This window comes from Microbulbifer maximicatervae (SeqCode), from assembly GCF_052467815.1.
The window spans coordinates 587,899-604,713 of sequence record NZ_CP174326.1; the positions used below are offsets into that span (position 1 = coordinate 587,899).

Here is a 16,815-nt window from a genome sequence, read left to right on the forward strand (position 1 = left end):
GCACCCCGAATATTTGGGCCTTTAATCTGGCTGGAAGCAGCCACCCAAAACTCGGCTCGGCAGCGACCTCTTTAAACAAGAGCAATACTGGAAGAAAATAGTACTCTGTCACACGGATGAATTACCTGGCTGATCACAGGGCGAGTTCCTTAGCCAGGCTGCCTTCCTGATATGCACCAGCATATTGCACTAGAGCTATAACAACTGGAATTTCAGCTTATGTCGTCAAATACACATCAAAATGACGCTGGCTTTTTTGGCCACCCCAAAGGGCTCTCTACACTTTTCTTCACCGAAATGTGGGAGCGGATGAGTTACTACGGTATGCGAGCCCTGCTTGTGCTGTTTATGACAGCCAGTCTTCAGGAAGAGGGCTTGGCCTTTACCGTTGCAGCAGCGGGAGCTATTTATGGGCTCTACACTGGCGCCGTGTACTTCCTAGGCCTGCCCGGTGGCTGGATTGCAGACCGCCTACTAGGAGGGCAACGCACCATTTGGTACGGCGGCATCATCATTATGTGTGGCCATATTGTGCTCGCTATCCCAACCAGTTGGAGCTTCTTTATAGGCTTGATTCTTGTTGCTACCGGCACCGGCCTCCTCAAGCCCAATATCAGTGCAGCAGTTGGACATCTTTACCAACCAGATGATGTTCGCCGCGACAGCGGATACGCACTGTACTATATGGGCATCAACATGGGCTCAATCATCGGTTATGCCGTCTGCGGGTACTTTGGTGAAAATGTCGGCTGGCATTGGGGCTTTGGTGCCGCTGCTGTAGGGATGGCTATTGGCCTGATCCAGTATCGCCGCACTATTCACAACCTGGGGGACGCAAGCCTCAATCCCGAGAACCCACTTTCGCCAGAAAAGGCAAAACTGGCTTGGCGCATAATTGGTGCTGTCGTAGTCGGTGTTGCAGTGATTACTGGCTTGGTGATGAATGGCACTATCACCATCAACCCGGTAGAAATAGCCAAGTACGTAGCTGTAGCCTTCACCCTGACTTTCCTTGCCTACTTTGGCTTTATCTACTTTGGCGGCCAGCTGAGCGGATCAGAGAAAAAGAAAATGTGGGCGCTATTCCTAGTCTGTGTAGCCTCTACCTTTTTCTGGTCGGGCTTCGAGCAAGCGGGCTCCTCACTGAACCTGTTCGGCCGCGACTACACAGATCGCCTGATTGGCAGCTTTGAAATGCCAACCTCCTGGCTACAAAGCTTTAACTCCATCTTTATCATTACCCTGTCCCCGTTCTTTGCCGCGCTGTGGATTAACCTGGGCAAACGCATGATCACCCCATCCTATGGGCTGAAATGTGCACTTGGCCTGATCATCATGGCCAGTGGCTTCCTGGTAATGTTCTTTGCCGCTCAATACGCAGCAGCGGGCCTGAAAGTTGCTCCTTACTGGCTGGTAGCCACTTACTTCCTGCACACTGTCGGTGAACTCTGCCTGAGCCCGGTGGCCCTGAGTGCAGTAAGTAAACTTTCTCCTCGCCGCTTTGCTGGCCAGATGATGGGTGTCTTTGTTCTGACTTACTCTATCGGCAACCTCTTTGCCGGTCTTCTGTCAGGTAACTTTGATCCGAACAATGTTGCTGAGATGCCAAACCTGTTCCTGCAAATCAGCTTGTTCACAATCGGAGTGGGTATCATCCTGGCCCTGATCAGTCTCAAGTCCAAGTACTGGGAGACTGACTCAGAAGCACCCCAGAATACTGCGACAGCTGAAAGCTCTACTAAAACGGCCTAATACTTAGCTGTATTTCAAAAAAAGGCCACTGCTATGCAGTGGCCTTTTTTATTTTCCCTCGCCTAAAGCAAGCCTTGTAACAGACCGACATTCAGCCAGATAAACCGCGCCCCAATAATAAACAGCAAAATGGCAAAGCAATGCTTAAGCATTTTGGGAGAAAGGCGATGGGCAAGATTGGCACCAAAGCGGGCAAAAAACGTGCTGGTGACAACAATTCCAAAAAACGCAGGCCAGTACACATAGCCACTACTCCATTCTGGTAGAAGCTGATTGCCCCAGCCCTGGAAACCAAAGCTCAGCGCACCCGCAACCGCAATGGGAAGACCACAAGCCGCCGACGTAGCAACCGCACGTTGCATCTTCACCCGGCAACGGGATAAAAATGGAACGGTTAGTGAGCCCCCACCGATACCAAAAATCGCAGATACCCAGCCTATAACCCCTCCTGCAGATAGCAATAAAGACGACCCTGGTAAATTGCCATCCCCTTCCGTTAATTGATCGTGCCGGGCACCACTAAGCCACATCCTCACCGCAATCACGATCGCAAAGACGCCGATCAACAGCTGCAGCCAAGCACCGGGGAGTAATTCAGCAGTGGCGCCACCGGCCCAAGAACCGATTAAAATGCCTGGAGCCATAACCCCAAAGATCTTCCAGTCCACCGCCTTTTTCTTGTTGTGGGCGCGCACTGAACTGATTGAAGTGATAATGATTGTTGCTAGGGAAGTACCCACAGCCATGTGGGTGAGGATTTCAGGGGATATCCCCATAGCGGTGAAAACAAAAACCAAGGCAGGGACAATAATCAGGCCACCACCTACGCCAAATAGTCCGGCAATAGTTCCAGCAGCGGCACCGACCAACAAATAAACCAGCAGTATTTCCATAGCCCACCCCCTTTAAATACGACAAATAATTTTGTCGCATTTAAACAGATATAAGCTGGGAATAGATAGAGACCTTAGCTTCGGCTCTCCACTGTAAGCCAGTCAAACCCTTCCTGCTGACAGGCAAAAATACAGCTCTCCACTGCTTCGGCAACCTCTGCCAGGGCCTCCTTTGCCAGGGCAAGGCTGTTATTTTTTTCACTGATATGAGCTACTACCAAGTGCTGTAGTTGCTCATAGCCAACGCGCTGTAGAAAGCCAGCAGCCTGTTGATTACTCAGATGCCCATAGGCACCCCCAACGCGTCGCTTCAACGAAGGTGGATAGGGTCCTTTAGCGAGCATCAGAGGGTCGTGATTTGCCTCTAGAACCAAGGCATCACAATCTCCAAAGTGCGCTTCAACATGAGGGGTGATAGTCCCCAGGTCCGTCAACAAGCCCAGACTGCTACCGCGACAGCGAAACACAAACTGTGCCGCCTCTCGGGCATCGTGGGGAACCGCGACCGGGGTTACTTCAATATCGGCGACAACAAAAGGCTGATGCCCCTCAATTAAGTGCAACTTTGGTAACTTACCAATATCACGCGCCTTAAAAGTACCGGGCGTCAGGTAGACAGGCAGGCCATATCTGCGCGCAAGTGGACCTACACCAGAGAGGTGATCGCTGTGTTCGTGGGTAACCACAATTGCAGAGATATCAGCGGGAGACATACCGAGCCGCGCCATACGGCGCTCGGTTTCCTTGATGGTAAAACCGCAGTCAACCAAAAGACAGTGGTCGCCACTGGCGACCACTGTTCCATTGCCTTTACTGCCGCTTCCCAAAGAGGCGAAGCGCAGGCCCATTAAATAAGGTTCTGCTGGATAGATTGAAGCAGCTGGGAGGCTTCATTCTTTGAAAGCGGCTGTCCCCGAGTATCGCGCACCCGGACTTCAATCTCATCATCATTACCACGGATAACAATCAGGTAACCGGGATAAGCTTCATCAGTAGTAGCCCCTACTCCCAGCCCTTTGATTTCCTTGAATAGAGCGGGCTCAGCCCCCTCCGTCAGATCAATTCCAGCCAAAATCTGCTGCAGGCTTACCTGATCGGCACTCTCCGCCAGCTCATCTTCGTCGCTCTTGCTGCTGCCCCAGGAGAACCAACCTCCATCGCTGTCCTCTTCATCAGAAGCATGAGCACGATCTTCATCGTAAGTGACATAAAAAAGACCGATATCGGAATCTTCACGGTGCAAGCGATAGGCACCTGAATTAACGGCATGAGCGACAGTGGCCCAGGCCCGCTCCATTTCCAATCCCATCGCGATATAGGGCTCGTGACCAACGGGCTCTCTCAATTGGACCTTAAGGTCACTGTTACCAATAGCCTGGGCTACCAGAGATGCAGTCGCAGCTGCAGTTTCAGATGCCAGGGCTGTAGACATTTCATCGATCATCCAGCCTTCACGCTCAGGGCTGGAGGAACGCTCTGGCCAATTGACACTACCACCAACCGGGGCAGATGAAGGGACGGAAAGGTGGCGCACATGGACTTCTGTAGTATCCGGTTGAACACCAGTTTCCACCTGCAATCGATACTTGTCTTTAGTATCCGGGCTCTCCTTAAAGGCCATCCACGCAGTTTCCATAACCCCCGCGTTGGCATCTGACATTTCTATACGCAAGCCTGAGCTCCGAAGGAATTGGTGCAACTGGGGCCACACTTCTTCGGGAGGCTGGGATACCAGCACCCAGCGATTCGCGCCGAGTTTTTGAATTTTCACTCTTTCCAGACCCGCATTTACGGAAATCGCCAGTGGGCGCGGAACTTCAAAACTACCTTGGGCCAGCTGCTCCCCTGCAATCTGGGGAATCTCATAAAGCTCCTCCTGGTGCTTGGTATTAACACCTTCAGGTATCCTTAGAGGAGTCAGGCTATCGGCATGCTGGTAATCATTACTGCGATCGCGGAAATAGCCATCGTTGCCGAACACACCGCACCCTGCCAGCGTAATACTGGAGATAAAGAGCCCGGCTCCAACGGTCAATTTTTTCATTAAAGCTATCCTGGTTAATTCTCAGTTCGCGGATTTAGAGTACACCGGCACTACGCAGAGCTTCGCGCACTGTCCCGTGGTGCTCAGGGGATAGACTCGTCAACGGCAGGCGTATTCCACCGTCGACACGGCCCATCTCCCGCAGAGCCCATTTCACCGGTATCGGGTTGGACTCCAAAAACAGCACTTTGTGCAATATTTGTATTCGCTGGTCAATTGTCCGCGCAGTCACCGCATCACCGGCCAGCGCCGCTTCACACATTTGGGCCACTGCTGCGGGGGCCACATTAGCGGTTACACTAATATTTCCATGACCGCCCAGTAACATTAGTTCAACCGCAGTACTGTCGTCGCCAGAGTAAACGGCAAACCCTTCGGGCAGAGTATCTATTAAAACCTTAGCCCGCTCCAAGTCACCGGTGGCCTCCTTGATGCCTACGATATTGCCGACCAACGCCAGGCGCTGTACCGTTTCCGGCAGCATATCTACTGCTGTGCGGCCGGGAACATTGTAGAGAATTTGGGGAATGGAGACAGCCTTGGCCACCGCACGATAGTGCTGGTAGAGGCCTTCTTGGGTGGGCTTATTGTAATAAGGTGTAACCAGCAGGCAGGCATCTGCACCACATCGGGCGGCATTCTCTGTAAGGTCAATCGCTTCAGAAGTAGAGTTTGCGCCAGTTCCTGCAATCACTGGCACTCGGCCTGCCACTTGGTCCACAACACGTCGAATAACCTCAATGTGCTCATTGAAGTCCAAGGTTGCAGATTCACCGGTAGTCCCCACAGCAACCAGTGCTCGGGTCCCCTGCTCGATATGCCACTCAACGAGGTTGTGCAGACTGTCCCAATCCGGGCTTCCGTCTGCGTACATTGGGGTGGCCAGGGCCACCATACTACCGGTTAACATCCTCACTCCTTATTTTTTGCACTCCACCCGGAATACCACCGCCAGAGTCAGTTCAGTATGTTACTTAGGCCAGGGTATCTGCGCCAGTGCGACTAGCTCGCCACTCTTTTGCGTTTCTTTTTCTTTTTGCGTACCCCGTGATACACGTTTTCTGCCCCTTCAGGACGGGTCTTAAAACGGCGATGCACCCACATGTATTGTTCTGGGGCCTCGCGAATACGCGCTTCGATAAACTGGTTCACCAAAATGGCATCTTGCAGCTCATCTCCCGAAGGGATCTGATCAATAGGATCGTAAATCTTCAAACGGTAACCTGAGCCATCATCCAGTCGTGTCACCACATAGGGCACCACTTTGGCCTTGCCGACCCTGGCGAACCGTGAGGTTCCCGTAACAGTCGCCGCCGGAACATCGAAGAAAGGAGCAAAGATCCCCTGCTTAATCCCGTAATCCTGGTCCGGAGCATACCAGACCGCACGCCCGCGCTGCAGGGCTCGCAATACCCCGCGCACATCTTTACGCTGATAAACACTGCCATTCTCCGTATGGCGCTCTCGCCCTTTGCGCTGCATGTAGTCATAAACCGGATTTTTGTGCGGCCGATACATGCCATCGAGAGTAATACTCATCCCCATCATGGCGGCGCCGATTTCCAGGGTAGTGAAATGCATGGCCATCAGGAGAACGCCCTGGCCTTGGGCCTGGATGGCCTGCAGGGCTTCCAGCCCTTCAAAGGTAAAGCGTTTCCGTAGCCACGCTGCAGAGCGAAACCAGGCCATGCCGGTTTCCACCAAGGCGATACCGCTGGACTCAAAATTACGCCTAAGAAGCTCAGCTCGCTCATCTTCCCCCAGCTCGGGGAAGCACAGCGCGAGATTGCGTTCAGCAATCGTGCGCCGGCTGGTAGCTAGTCTGAGCATTAAGCGGCCAAACGCACGGCCCATGGCCAACTGCCAGCCGTAGGGCAATTGCGCAATCAAAAACCATAGCGCAAAAAGCAGCCAGGTCAGCCAGTAGCGAGGGTGCAGCAGCGCCGCGCGAAATCGGGGTTTTTCCATCAGATCTATATCAGGGTGTGGCGCCGCAGCGCAACCTAAGTCGGTTGAAAACGACGTAGTATACCCTATGCGAAGAGAGCGGGGACCGCGTAACTGCCACAGGAGGTCAGTGCCTTAACAGGGTGTCCAACTCATCCACTGCGACACACCAATCCGAATCATCCAAGATGGCATTCTCCAGGAACTCTCGCTGCCCATCACTCCAGAAGGAAGCGGCGGAAAGCTTCTCATGGCGGTGCAAATAGTGCGTGACCAGAAATTCATGGATCTGTGCATCTTCAGACGCCAGCCCCAACTGGGAAAACAGGTCCTTCAGTGTGTGATGTCCAGTAGTTTCCATAACGATTACCGCTATCTATTCTGGCAGCCATATTTTCATGGCGACTACCCCAATTATAGTTGGGCAGCCCCTGATTCATTCCGCATTATTCCTTCAGGATTTTCAGAGGCATCGCAGGCTTTCATCAATAGAATTCAGCCTTTGCCCATTTAGGGCGCCGGGTTGGGATTCCCCTGGTGTATAGCTTCGATAGCCGCTAATTGCTCACCATCCAGGGTAATTTCAACGCTGGAAATATTAGAACGCAATTGCTCGATAGTTGTGGCGCCAATGATATTTGAAGTGACAAATGGCTGCTGATTCACGAATGCCAGTGCCATCTGCGCCGGGTCCAGGCCAAACTCCCGGGCCAAATCCACATAGGCCTGGGTCGCAGCAAGGGTTCGCTCTCCACCGTAGCGCTGAAAGCGATCATAGCGGGTAAGTCGTGCACCCTCCGGCTTCCTTCCCCCCAGATACTTGCCCGAAAGAACCCCAAATGCGAGGGGGGAGTACGCCAATAGGCCACATCTCTCGCGAATAGCAATTTCAGCGCAACCAACTTCAAAAGCCCTGTTTAAAAGACTGTAGGGGTTTTGAATCGATACAACCCTTGGCTTTCCGTAGGCAATCGACTGCTGCAGGTAGTCAAACATACCCCAGGGGGTCTCATTGGAAACACCGATATGACGAACCTTACCTTGCTCAACCAACTCCTCAAGCGCGCCCAATGTTTCAGCTATAGACACACCATCGTCGCTGCCGTGAACATAGTCCAGGCGCCCGAAGAAATTAGTTTGCCTTTCAGGCCAGTGGACCTGGTAGAGGTCGATATAGTCAGTGCGCAAGCGTTTTAAGGAATCGTCACAGGCCTGCAAAATCTGCTCTCGACTCAGGCGGGGACCCGAGCGAATATGGCCAACACCTGAATTGGCGGCACTGCGGCCCGCCACTTTAGTTGCGACAACAACCTGGTGCCTGCCTCCTCGCGCAGCCAGCCAGTTGCCGATATATTCCTCGGTTCGGCCCTGTGTTTCTGGCCGTGGCGGTACGGGATACATTTCCGCACAATCAATAAAGTTAACCCCTTGAGATATTGCATAGTCGAGCTGCTCAGCGGATTCAGCTTCACTATTTTGTTCACCATAAGTCATGGTGCCCAGGCAGATCTGGCTGACCTTAAGGTTGGTGGTGCCGAGTTGGCGATACTCCATTGAAAAGCCCCCATAAGCCGAAAAACCGGATTATGCAGCTTTGCTAGGAAGAGTTGTAGGAGTGCGTTACGGAAGGGGAAACGGGACTCCCAAATGGAGTCCCGCATAAAATCAGCCGAATTTGGTATCTACCATGGGTGAGGTGTCTGCATCGTAATCAATGCCATCAACACCAAATCCAAACAGCTTGAGGAAATCCGCCTGATAGCCCTTGAAGTCAGTCAAGTCAAACAGGTTCTCAGCAGTTACCTCTGGCCACAACTTTTCGATCTTCGCCTGGGTCTCAGGGCGCAGCTCTTTCTCGTCCATACGTAAACGGTTCACATCATCGAGACGTGGAGTATCGGTATAGAGCCCCTCAGTGTAGAGGCGGTATAGCTGTTCGATACAGCCCTCATGAGTCCCCTCTTCTTTCATGATTTTGTACGCAAGAGAGATATAGAGTGGCATTACCGGAATAGCAGAGCTGGATTGGGTAACCAGCGCCTTCAAAACAGCAACGTTAGCCGCAGCCTTACCGTTATCGGTGATCGCTTTTGCCGCGCGATCAAGATCTTCTTTAGCTTTACCGATAGTCGCGTGACCATAAATCGGCCAGGTCAACTTTTCACCGATATAGGTATAAGCCACAGTTTTGCAGTTATCAGCCAATACCCCGGCATCACCGAGGGCCTGCATCCACAGTTCCCAGTCTTCACCACCCATAACCTTGACGGTATTTGCGATCTCTTCGTCGCTGGCCGGCTCCAAAGTAATATCGGAGATCTCCAGCTTGTCAGTGTTCAGATTCTTGGCAGTGTAAGATTTGTTAATAGGCTTGAGTACAGAGCTATACAGCTCACCGCTTTTCGGATCTGTGCGACGCGGGGATGCCAAGCTGTAAACCACGAGATCAACCTGACCTAGGTCTTCTTTGATCATCTCTACAGTCTGGGCTTTCACCTCATCAGAAAAAGCATCGCCATTGATACTCTTTGCGTAAAGCCCCGCTTTGTGGGCCTCCTGCTCAAAAGCTGCGGAATTGTAATAACCCGCAGAAGCCGTGCGCTTTTCAGTAGGCGGCTTCTCGAAGAAAACACCCAGGGTACTTGCGCCGCAACCAAAAGCAGCTGTAATTCGTGACGCCAGGCCGTAGCCTGTGGAGGCACCTATCACCAGTACCTTTTTGGGCCCTTTTTCAACCGCTGGCTGGGACTGAATATACTCAATCTGCTCGCGTACGTTAGCAGCGCAGCCCTGCGGGTGGGCATTGGTACAAATAAAACCGCGTACTTTCGGCTGGATGATCATCCTTACAGTCTCTCCCTTCGTCTTTTGGGAATCGTTGTTACCTGATTACAGATACGCTGGTGGCGCTCCGGAGAACTATCAACCCAAGGTCGAGAGTGCGACGCCTGGGTCAGGTTCGTGGGCCATTCTAATCTCTGTCGCCGAGGAGTCCCATAGCGGTATTTCCCACAATCGATAGATGACGTCCAAAATATCTACTATCCCGGCCAAAGCGCCACATCCTGCTCAAAACCCAAACAGGAAATCGATATTTCCTGACTTTCCTGCACATAAAAGGGGCTACAGTGATTAATGTCGCGCCAAGCCGGTGCCACAAAAGGGCTAATTGACATATTTCCACAGGAAAATTCATCAACCGCGATTTTTCTGGCTTGGCACGCTGTATGCAGTCTCACCAGTGGGGGCAGCTTTTCGCTGTCATAAAGCAAGCCAGGGATGGCTCGTGCGTTGTTAAACCTGAAGTAAGTTAGGAAGGTCAGAGTGAAATACTATTCACGACACTGTGTGAAACCCGGAGACCTCAATCCCGCCCAGCGCCTGTTTGGCGGACAGCTACTGTCCTGGATTGATGAGGAAGCGGCAATCTTTGCCGGCTGCCAGATGGGTACTCCAATGCTGGTCACCAAACTGATGTCGGAAATTGACTTCGTCAGCTCCGCTTGCTGCGGTGATGTGGTGGAGTTTGGATTCGAGGTGGTTGGTATCGGCCAAACCTCGCTCACAGTCCACTGCGAGGTTCGCAACAAACAGTCACAACAGCTGATTGTGCAAGTGGACCAAATTGTTTTTGTCGCGCTGGACGCAAATGGCAAGCCCACCCCTCACGCAAAGGCCGGCATGTCCCTGGAACAGGCCCGAATTGTTACTCAACAAGAGCGGGAGGTTCGCGAACGCAGAATTGCCAGCTGACTCTACCCCGGAGCAATAACGCTCTAGAGCAGTGAAACGGTGGCGGTATACTGACGCTTTGCACTAACCGCCATCGACTATGTTTGAACTGCGATTTCACACCCCCAAACCCTGGGCTCAAGTGGTGCTCGCCGACTTTGATCGATTCCTGCAGGACCATGCTGCCGCAGAGAAAAAGGCCTCCGGCATGGCGGTATCCATGTTCTCCCACTATCCCGACAAGCCCGTTTTAATGGAAGCCATGATCAACCTGGCACTGGAAGAAATGAACCACTTCCGCCAGGTTATCAAGATTATGCATGATCGAGGGATCTACCAGGCACCGGATGCGAAAGATCCGTATATCAACACCCTGCGCCAACTGATTCGCCAGGGGCCAGATGAATACTTGATGGACCGCCTGCTCACCGCAGCGATCATCGAAGCGCGGGGGTGCGAGCGCTTTGGACTGGTGGCTGAGGCACTGCCATCTGGCCCCCTGAAGACCTTCTACCAGGTCATCACCGATAGTGAAGCTCGCCACCACGAACTATTTGTCGAACTCGCCCTGGAGTACTTTCCCCGTGAAAAAGTGGAAGCGAGGCTATCTGAATTACTCGATGAGGAAGCCGCGATTACTGCCGCACTCCCACACCGCGCGGTATTGCATTAGCGGACCGTAATTCAACGCAATTCCTATTCCCCTCCAATGGTGTATCCTGGCGCCAATCTCTAGCCCGACGTAGAGGCGCCAAACATATGCAGACTTTCCTTCGCCAACACTGGTTCCACCTGTTCTTATTGACCACATTTGCCATTACCTGGGCCTGGTCTGCCTGGAACCCCTTGCACCCAGATGACTGGTTGCTTGAGAACTATCTGGTATTTGCCGCTCTACCGATCATTTTGATCAGTGCACGGAGTTTTCCCTTATCAAATATCTCCTATACATTGATCACCATCTTCATGTGCCTTCATGTGATCGGCTCTCACTACACCTATGCCGAAACGCCTTTTGGCTACACCTTGCAGGAATGGCTGGGCTCCGATCGCAATATGTACGACCGCCTGGTGCATTTCAGCTTTGGCCTTCTCCTGGCCTATCCGGTGCGAGAGATTCTTGTGCGCCTGGCTCAGCTGCGTGGATTCTGGGCCTATTTCTTCCCGGTAGACGTGACTTTTGCGCTCTCATCAATCTACGAAATCATTGAGTGGCAAGCGGCAAAAGCTGTCTCTCCAGAATTGGGCGCAGCCTTCCTCGGCTCTCAAGGAGATATTTGGGATGCGCAGAAAGACATGCTGCTGGCGGGGCTCGGCTCTATCACCACCATGGTGGTGGTACTCGCCCTGAACCTGTGGTTGAACTCCAACGCCTGGAGTGAGATTCGCAACAGCCTTAAGGCCCCCCCGGGTGACAGCGCCCTGGGAGAAACCCGCTTGCGCCACTGGTGGAGTAATCGACGCGGCTAGAGTCCAGCCCTATTTGGACAATGCATGATTTAGCGGTAAACGGGTTGTCTGCTTCATCGTCTCCATTACAAAACTGGAGCTGACATCAAACAGGTCGGCCTTGATCAGTTCCTTATAGAGACGATCGTAGCCAGGCATATCGGTGACTACCGCTTTTATCAGATAGTCCAAATCTCCACTCATACGATGGACCTCAAGAATTTCAGCCACCCCCTGTATCAATTCGCTAAAACGGGCGGCCCACTGATCATTGTGCTGGTTGGTACGAATTGAAATATAGACCGTCAGCGGCAAGTTCAGTTTTTGCTGATCAAGGAGGGTAACCCTGTCGCAAATCACCCCCTCATTCTCAAGACGGTGAATGCGGCGCCAGCACGCCGACTTGGACATCCCAACCCGCTCGGCAATGTCCCCCACTGACAGGGTCGCATCAGCCTGCAACAGCTCTAGTATTGCCCTATCCAATTTGCTTAATCCTTCAGTCATCACTCAGTCCCCGCCTCGCCCAATCACACAAAATGATGCCTTATGGCACAGTTTTACGATTTAAATCTTATTATCGGCACATTCATTCATAAATTACACAATAAAAGATACAAGTAGAGACATTGTTTCAAGCATTCGGGACTAAAGTGAGCCCCACAAAACAGGGGAAAGGAAATCATGACAGACCTGATAAAGCACATCCGCGACTCGGTAATCGGCGATATGCAAGCAATCGTAACGCCGTTTGGAAAACGTCCTCTGGTGTACGCCGACTACACAGCTTCCGGTCGTGCGCTGGCATTTATCGAAGAGACTATCCGCCAGCAGGTACTGCCCTTCTATGCCAATACCCACAGCGAGAGTTCCTATACCGGAGCCCATACCACCGCGCTACGGGAGCAGGCCCGTGAAGAAATTCGTCAGGCAGTCAACGCCAGCGATAACCATAAAGTGATTTTTTGTGGTTCTGGTGCAACAGCGGCGATCAACAAATTGATCGATATTCTCAACTTGCGCCTGCCCGCAGACCTGGATAGGCAACACCAGCTCTTAAGTAGAATTCCCGAACATGATCGCCCGGTTATTTTTATCGGCCCATACGAGCACCATTCCAATGAACTCCCCTGGCGAGAGAGCATTGCCGATTTGATCGCTATTCCACTAGATCAAAGTGGCAAACTTGACCTTGAAGCACTGGAATCAGAACTGCGCGCCCATGCCCATAGACCACACAAAATCGGCAGTTTTTCTGCGGCCTCTAACGTAACCGGAATCAAAACAGATGTAGAGGCAGTGACTGCACTCCTTAAAAAACACGGAGCTTTATCTTTTTGGGACTACGCCGCCGCAGCACCCTATGTGCAAATTAATATGCAAGGGCCAGCAACGCCGGATAGCCATTACCAAAAGGATGCCGTGTTTGTCTCCCCGCACAAATTCATCGGAGGACCCGGCACTCCAGGTATTCTGGTTGTACACGAAGACCTGCTGAAAAACTCGGTACCTGCTACACCAGGAGGCGGTACCGTCCTTTATGTCACACCGGAAGATCACCGCTATCTGGAAGACGCCGAGCGCAGTGAAGAGGGCGGCACTCCAGCCATTATCGAGTCGATCAGGGCCGGTATGGTTTTCAAACTTCAACAGACGGTGGGCGCAAAAGAGATTGGTCGACGCGAAACCCAATTTTTACAGCGGGCACTGCAACGCTGGTCGGAGGAGGAGGCCATTGAGATACTCGGCAATACTGACTCCGCACGACTATCCATCATCTCCCTGCGAATTAAATGGAACAATAAGGACCTTCACTACGGTTTTGTAGTGGCATTGCTCAATGACCTTTTTGGTATTCAGGTTCGCGGAGGCTGCTCCTGTGCCGGTCCCTATGGGCACGCTTTATTGGGCATCGATATGGCCCACAGTAAATCCCTGGAAGAACAAATCCTGCAAGGTCACAAGGTACTGAGACCCGGTTGGATAAGACTCAATTTTAACTATTTTATCAGCGAGGAGGTCTTGGAATACTTATTGGAGGCAGTGGCCCTGGTCGCCAACTACGGCTGGAGATTGTTGCCGTTTTACCGTTTTGACCCACTCACCGGCGTATGGCGATATCAGGATAAGAAAATGAAGACATCGCTTGATATTTCTCAGCTGACATTTACCGAGAAAGACACGCAACAAGAGCAGGAAAACCGTTGCAACTTAAATCTTAAGAGCTATTTAATGATGGGAGAAAAAGAGCTTCGCAAAGTTGGTCGCGAAGCCCTTTTCTACGATTTAAGACTGCCCGATGAGGCAGAACCCCTACGCTGGTTTGCCAGCCCCCGGGAAGCGGCACTGGCACTCTAAGTGGGAAGCGAAGAGGCTTCTACCGCAACAGCAACAGAGGCTGACGGGCTTTCAACAACATTTTTACGGTGATGCTTCCCATCAGAAGGTCGTGCAGGCGGTTGTGACTGAAAGCTCCCATTACGGTTAGATCAATCTGGTGCTCGGTTTGGTAGGCCACCAAAGCTTCAACGGTATTGCCGGTGAGATTACTGGCAGTGCAAGTGAGTCCTGCAGAATCCAGTTTGGCCGAGGCTTCAGCCAACAAATTCTCCGCAGTTTCAGCGGGCCCTACATAGACAAGGTGACAGGAGAGTTCGCGAAATAATGGGCTCTCTGCAACCATCGCCAATGCCTTGCACGAGGCCTCACTGCCATCGTAGGCAAGCATCACCCTACTGGGCTCTGTGAAGTCCCGATTGACCACCAAAATCGGCTTGTGCAGTGAGCGCACTACTGTCTCCAGGTGAGCGCCAAGTCCACGCTCAGAATCCCCGTGCTCTTCACCGCGAATTCCCAACACCAGCGCGCGAATGGAGTCTTCCATTTCCACCACTGATTCTGTCAGACTGTCGTGACGCTGGCAGGCTTTGATATTTTGCACACCGGCATCTTCGGCACGGCTGCGGGCGGCCTGTAGCATCAGCTTGCCCTGCTGCACCATTAACTGCGCCCGCTGCTGCTCCAGCGCAGTTAACTCCTCCAGCAACTCCTCCTGACTTCCCAGGCCGATACTGCCGGTAAAATCGGTTACCGCAGGGACACTGCTTCTTTCGATGTTGTGCAACAGCTTTAGCGGTGCTTGCAGGCTCCTGGCCAGCCAGGCCGAGTAATCACACACCGCTCCAGTGTAATGAGAGCCATCGATACAAGAGAGTATCAATGGCGCCTTGCCGCCATTACCTGTGTTCTCATTGTTATTTTCGCTGTTGCTTACGGCCATCAATGTCCTCCAAGAACCCGCTCAATTTCCTCGGGCTTATCGTGTACGCCAAAACGGTCGACGATCGTTTCACTGGCTTCATTCAATCCTACCAGCTCAACTTGTGCTCCCTCACGGCGGAACTTAAGCACCACCTTATCCAGCGCATTAACCCCGGAAACATCCCAGAAGTGCGCGCGGTTGAGGTCGATCACCACCGTATCCACCACCTCTTTGAAATCAAATGAAGCGGTAAACTTATCGGCTGAATTGAAAAATACCTGCCCAATGACCTTGTAAGTGCGGCGACTCTGCTTTTCATCCAGGGAGCTGCTCACATACATAAAGTGACTGACTTTGTTGGCAAAGAAGAGCGATGCCAATAGCACACCGACAAATACACCATAGGCCAGGTTGTGAGTCCACACTACCACAACCACAGTGGCCAGCATTACCAAATTTGTAGAGAGTGGGTAGTGCTTCAGGTTGCGGATGGAGCCCCAGTCAAAGGTCCCGATAGAAACCATAATCATGACTGCCACCAGCGCCGCCATGGGGATCACAGCAACCCAGTCACTGATAAACACTACCAGGGTCAGCAGACCGATACCGGCCACCAGAGTGGAAAGACGGCCGCGGCCACCGGATTTCACATTAATAACAGACTGGCCGATCATGGCACAGCCAGCCATACCACCCAGGGAACCCGCAGCAATATTGGCAATACCCTGACCTTTACACTCGCGGTTCTTGTCACTGGTAGTATCCGTCAGATCGTCGACAATCGTCGCCGTCATCAGGGATTCCAGCAAGCCCACAACGGCCAGACCTGCGGAGTAGGGAAAGATAATCTGTAAGGTTTCAAAGTTAAGTGGAACTTCAGGCCAGAGGAACACAGGCAGAGTATCCGGCAGCTCACCCATATCGCCGACAGTGCGAATATCCAACCCCATCGTTACTGCAACTGCGGTGAGCAGCAGAATACACACCAGCGGTGATGGCACAGCCTTGCCAATCACGGGGATATAAGGGAACAGGTAAATAATCCCCAGACCCGCCGCAGTCATTGCATAGACTTCCCAGGTGCCGCCGATTAATTCCGGCATTTGCGCCAGGAATATCAGTATCGCCAGGGCATTGACGAACCCTGTCACCACAGCCCGGGAGACAAAACTCATTAAGCTCCCCAGCTTCAGGTAACCCGCAATAATCTGCAGTACCCCCGTCAATAAGGTTGCCGCAAGCAGATATTGCAACCCGTGTTCCTTCACCAGGGTCACCATCAGTAGAGCCATGGCCCCGGTGGCAGCGGAGATCATTCCCGGGCGACCGCCAACAAATGCAATCACAACAGCAATACAGAAAGAGGCGTAGAGCCCGACCCTGGGGTCAACGCCCGCGATAATCGAGAAAGCGATGGCTTCGGGTATCAAAGCCAAGGCCACTACCAGGCCGGCGAGAACATCCCGACGTATGTTGCCGAACCAGTCGGCTTTGGTCGATGAGAGCAGCGAAGGAAACATAGGAGACAGCTAATTAAATTGAGATTGATCAAAAAAAGGCCGCGCACTCTACCATAAACGGCAGCAACCCCGCATGGCACAGCCCCCCTATCCCCACTTTTCCTCTGACAAATATCAGAGCTGTCCACTGCCGTCCGACTGCGGACAAGGCGGACACCGGACACTTTTTGCGGACACCCTCAAGAAAACAAAAAAACACAAAAATCTAAAAAATTC

The 16,815-nt window shown here is 52.3% G+C and carries 16 protein-coding genes; 5 read left to right on the top strand and 11 right to left on the bottom strand.

Features of this window, described 5'->3' with window-relative positions:
- Window positions 1-219: 219 nt before the first annotated feature.
- Window positions 220-1,752 (top strand): peptide MFS transporter, encoded by a 1,533-nt coding sequence (locus tag ACJJIW_RS02445; RefSeq protein ID WP_282934181.1) that lies wholly within the window; start codon window positions 220-222, stop codon window positions 1,750-1,752.
- A gap of 62 nt (window positions 1,753-1,814) precedes the next feature.
- On the opposite strand, the gene ACJJIW_RS02450 is transcribed toward ACJJIW_RS02445, so the two are convergent.
- The 8 genes from ACJJIW_RS02450 to fabV all read right to left on the bottom strand — a co-directional run bounded on the left by ACJJIW_RS02450 (window position 1,815) and on the right by fabV (window position 9,480).
- On the bottom strand, window positions 1,815-2,645 hold the full coding sequence (locus ACJJIW_RS02450) for a sulfite exporter TauE/SafE family protein (RefSeq protein WP_282934182.1): 831 nt from the start codon (window positions 2,643-2,645) through the stop codon (window positions 1,815-1,817).
- A 74-nt stretch (window positions 2,646-2,719) separates the two neighbouring features.
- The gene (locus ACJJIW_RS02455) at window positions 2,720-3,493 is read right to left on the bottom strand and encodes an MBL fold metallo-hydrolase (RefSeq protein ID WP_282934183.1); all 774 of its coding nucleotides are present in this window, start codon (window positions 3,491-3,493) and stop codon (window positions 2,720-2,722) included.
- The gene (locus ACJJIW_RS02460) at window positions 3,493-4,689 is read right to left on the bottom strand and encodes an NlpB/DapX family lipoprotein (RefSeq protein WP_444936620.1); all 1,197 of its coding nucleotides are present in this window, start codon (window positions 4,687-4,689) and stop codon (window positions 3,493-3,495) included. The genes ACJJIW_RS02455 and ACJJIW_RS02460 overlap by 1 nt, the downstream gene beginning before the upstream one ends.
- Window positions 4,690-4,723: 34 nt before the next feature.
- Complete coding sequence (dapA, locus tag ACJJIW_RS02465) at window positions 4,724-5,599, bottom strand: 4-hydroxy-tetrahydrodipicolinate synthase (protein ID WP_282934185.1); 876 nt, start codon at window positions 5,597-5,599, stop codon at window positions 4,724-4,726.
- 92 nt (window positions 5,600-5,691) lie between these two features.
- Window positions 5,692-6,657: an LpxL/LpxP family Kdo(2)-lipid IV(A) lauroyl/palmitoleoyl acyltransferase gene (gene lpxL, locus ACJJIW_RS02470; protein ID WP_444936621.1), complete on the bottom strand. Its 966-nt coding sequence runs from the start codon at window positions 6,655-6,657 to the stop codon at window positions 5,692-5,694.
- A gap of 106 nt (window positions 6,658-6,763) precedes the next feature.
- The gene (locus ACJJIW_RS02475; RefSeq protein WP_282934187.1) at window positions 6,764-6,997 is read right to left on the bottom strand and encodes a DUF2789 family protein; all 234 of its coding nucleotides are present in this window, start codon (window positions 6,995-6,997) and stop codon (window positions 6,764-6,766) included.
- 149 nt (window positions 6,998-7,146) lie between these two features.
- Window positions 7,147-8,190 (bottom strand): NADP(H)-dependent aldo-keto reductase, encoded by a 1,044-nt coding sequence (locus ACJJIW_RS02480; RefSeq protein WP_444936622.1) that lies wholly within the window; start codon window positions 8,188-8,190, stop codon window positions 7,147-7,149.
- Between the two features lie 111 nt (window positions 8,191-8,301).
- Window positions 8,302-9,480 (bottom strand): enoyl-ACP reductase FabV, encoded by a 1,179-nt coding sequence (fabV, locus tag ACJJIW_RS02485; protein ID WP_282934188.1) that lies wholly within the window; start codon window positions 9,478-9,480, stop codon window positions 8,302-8,304.
- A 480-nt stretch (window positions 9,481-9,960) separates the two neighbouring features.
- Here fabV and ACJJIW_RS02490 point away from each other — a divergent pair, with 480 nt between their 5' ends.
- The 3 genes from ACJJIW_RS02490 (at window position 9,961) to ACJJIW_RS02500 (ending at window position 11,838) form a co-directional block, all read left to right on the top strand.
- Window positions 9,961-10,389, top strand: a complete 429-nt coding sequence (locus tag ACJJIW_RS02490) for an acyl-CoA thioesterase (RefSeq protein WP_108731868.1) — start codon at window positions 9,961-9,963, stop codon at window positions 10,387-10,389.
- Between the two features lie 79 nt (window positions 10,390-10,468).
- Window positions 10,469-11,041: a tRNA-(ms[2]io[6]A)-hydroxylase gene (locus ACJJIW_RS02495; protein ID WP_444936623.1), complete on the top strand. Its 573-nt coding sequence runs from the start codon at window positions 10,469-10,471 to the stop codon at window positions 11,039-11,041.
- Window positions 11,042-11,127: 86 nt separating this feature from the next.
- Window positions 11,128-11,838: a DUF2238 domain-containing protein gene (locus ACJJIW_RS02500; protein ID WP_444936624.1), complete on the top strand. Its 711-nt coding sequence runs from the start codon at window positions 11,128-11,130 to the stop codon at window positions 11,836-11,838.
- Window positions 11,839-11,847: 9 nt separating this feature from the next.
- Here the strand turns inward: ACJJIW_RS02500 and ACJJIW_RS02505 are convergent, their stop codons facing one another.
- Complete coding sequence (locus ACJJIW_RS02505) at window positions 11,848-12,324, bottom strand: Lrp/AsnC family transcriptional regulator (RefSeq protein WP_444914710.1); 477 nt, start codon at window positions 12,322-12,324, stop codon at window positions 11,848-11,850.
- Window positions 12,325-12,501: 177 nt separating this feature from the next.
- On the opposite strand from ACJJIW_RS02505, the gene ACJJIW_RS02510 reads away from it, so the two are divergent.
- Window positions 12,502-14,175 carry an aminotransferase class V-fold PLP-dependent enzyme gene (locus ACJJIW_RS02510; RefSeq protein WP_444936625.1) on the top strand — a complete coding sequence of 558 codons (1,674 nt, stop codon included), beginning with the start codon at window positions 12,502-12,504 and terminating at the stop codon, window positions 14,173-14,175.
- A 19-nt stretch (window positions 14,176-14,194) separates the two neighbouring features.
- Here ACJJIW_RS02510 and ACJJIW_RS02515 read toward each other — a convergent pair whose 3' ends face one another.
- Both ACJJIW_RS02515 and ACJJIW_RS02520 read right to left on the bottom strand, forming a co-directional pair.
- A complete protein-coding gene (locus tag ACJJIW_RS02515; RefSeq protein WP_413664448.1) occupies window positions 14,195-15,097 on the bottom strand; it encodes a universal stress protein in 903 nt (300 codons plus the stop codon).
- Window positions 15,097-16,599, bottom strand: coding sequence for a SulP family inorganic anion transporter (locus tag ACJJIW_RS02520; RefSeq protein WP_444936626.1), 1,503 nt, complete (start codon window positions 16,597-16,599; stop codon window positions 15,097-15,099). Before ACJJIW_RS02520 ends, ACJJIW_RS02515 begins: the two co-directional genes overlap by 1 nt.
- Window positions 16,600-16,815 lie beyond the last annotated feature (216 nt).

What these genes read in the sequence shown, in the direction of transcription:
- ACJJIW_RS02520 (WP_444936626.1), bottom strand. Translation starts at nt 16,599, where the DNA reads ATGTTTCCTTCGCTGCTCTCATCGACCAAAGCCGACTGGTTCGGCAAC.
- ACJJIW_RS02500 (WP_444936624.1), top strand. Translation starts at nt 11,128, where the DNA reads ATGCAGACTTTCCTTCGCCAACACTGGTTCCACCTGTTCTTATTGACC.
- ACJJIW_RS02510 (WP_444936625.1), top strand. Translation starts at nt 12,502, where the DNA reads ATGACAGACCTGATAAAGCACATCCGCGACTCGGTAATCGGCGATATG.
- ACJJIW_RS02455 (WP_282934183.1), bottom strand. Translation starts at nt 3,493, where the DNA reads ATGGGCCTGCGCTTCGCCTCTTTGGGAAGCGGCAGTAAAGGCAATGGA.
- ACJJIW_RS02505 (WP_444914710.1), bottom strand. Translation starts at nt 12,324, where the DNA reads ATGACTGAAGGATTAAGCAAATTGGATAGGGCAATACTAGAGCTGTTG.
- ACJJIW_RS02495 (WP_444936623.1), top strand. Translation starts at nt 10,469, where the DNA reads ATGTTTGAACTGCGATTTCACACCCCCAAACCCTGGGCTCAAGTGGTG.
- ACJJIW_RS02460 (WP_444936620.1), bottom strand. Translation starts at nt 4,689, where the DNA reads ATGAAAAAATTGACCGTTGGAGCCGGGCTCTTTATCTCCAGTATTACG.
- lpxL (WP_444936621.1), bottom strand. Translation starts at nt 6,657, where the DNA reads ATGGAAAAACCCCGATTTCGCGCGGCGCTGCTGCACCCTCGCTACTGG.
- ACJJIW_RS02515 (WP_413664448.1), bottom strand. Translation starts at nt 15,097, where the DNA reads ATGGCCGTAAGCAACAGCGAAAATAACAATGAGAACACAGGTAATGGC.
- ACJJIW_RS02450 (WP_282934182.1), bottom strand. Translation starts at nt 2,645, where the DNA reads ATGGAAATACTGCTGGTTTATTTGTTGGTCGGTGCCGCTGCTGGAACT.
- ACJJIW_RS02480 (WP_444936622.1), bottom strand. Translation starts at nt 8,190, where the DNA reads ATGGAGTATCGCCAACTCGGCACCACCAACCTTAAGGTCAGCCAGATC.
- dapA (WP_282934185.1), bottom strand. Translation starts at nt 5,599, where the DNA reads ATGTTAACCGGTAGTATGGTGGCCCTGGCCACCCCAATGTACGCAGAC.
- fabV (WP_282934188.1), bottom strand. Translation starts at nt 9,480, where the DNA reads ATGATCATCCAGCCGAAAGTACGCGGTTTTATTTGTACCAATGCCCAC.
- ACJJIW_RS02445 (WP_282934181.1), top strand. Translation starts at nt 220, where the DNA reads ATGTCGTCAAATACACATCAAAATGACGCTGGCTTTTTTGGCCACCCC.
- ACJJIW_RS02475 (WP_282934187.1), bottom strand. Translation starts at nt 6,997, where the DNA reads ATGGAAACTACTGGACATCACACACTGAAGGACCTGTTTTCCCAGTTG.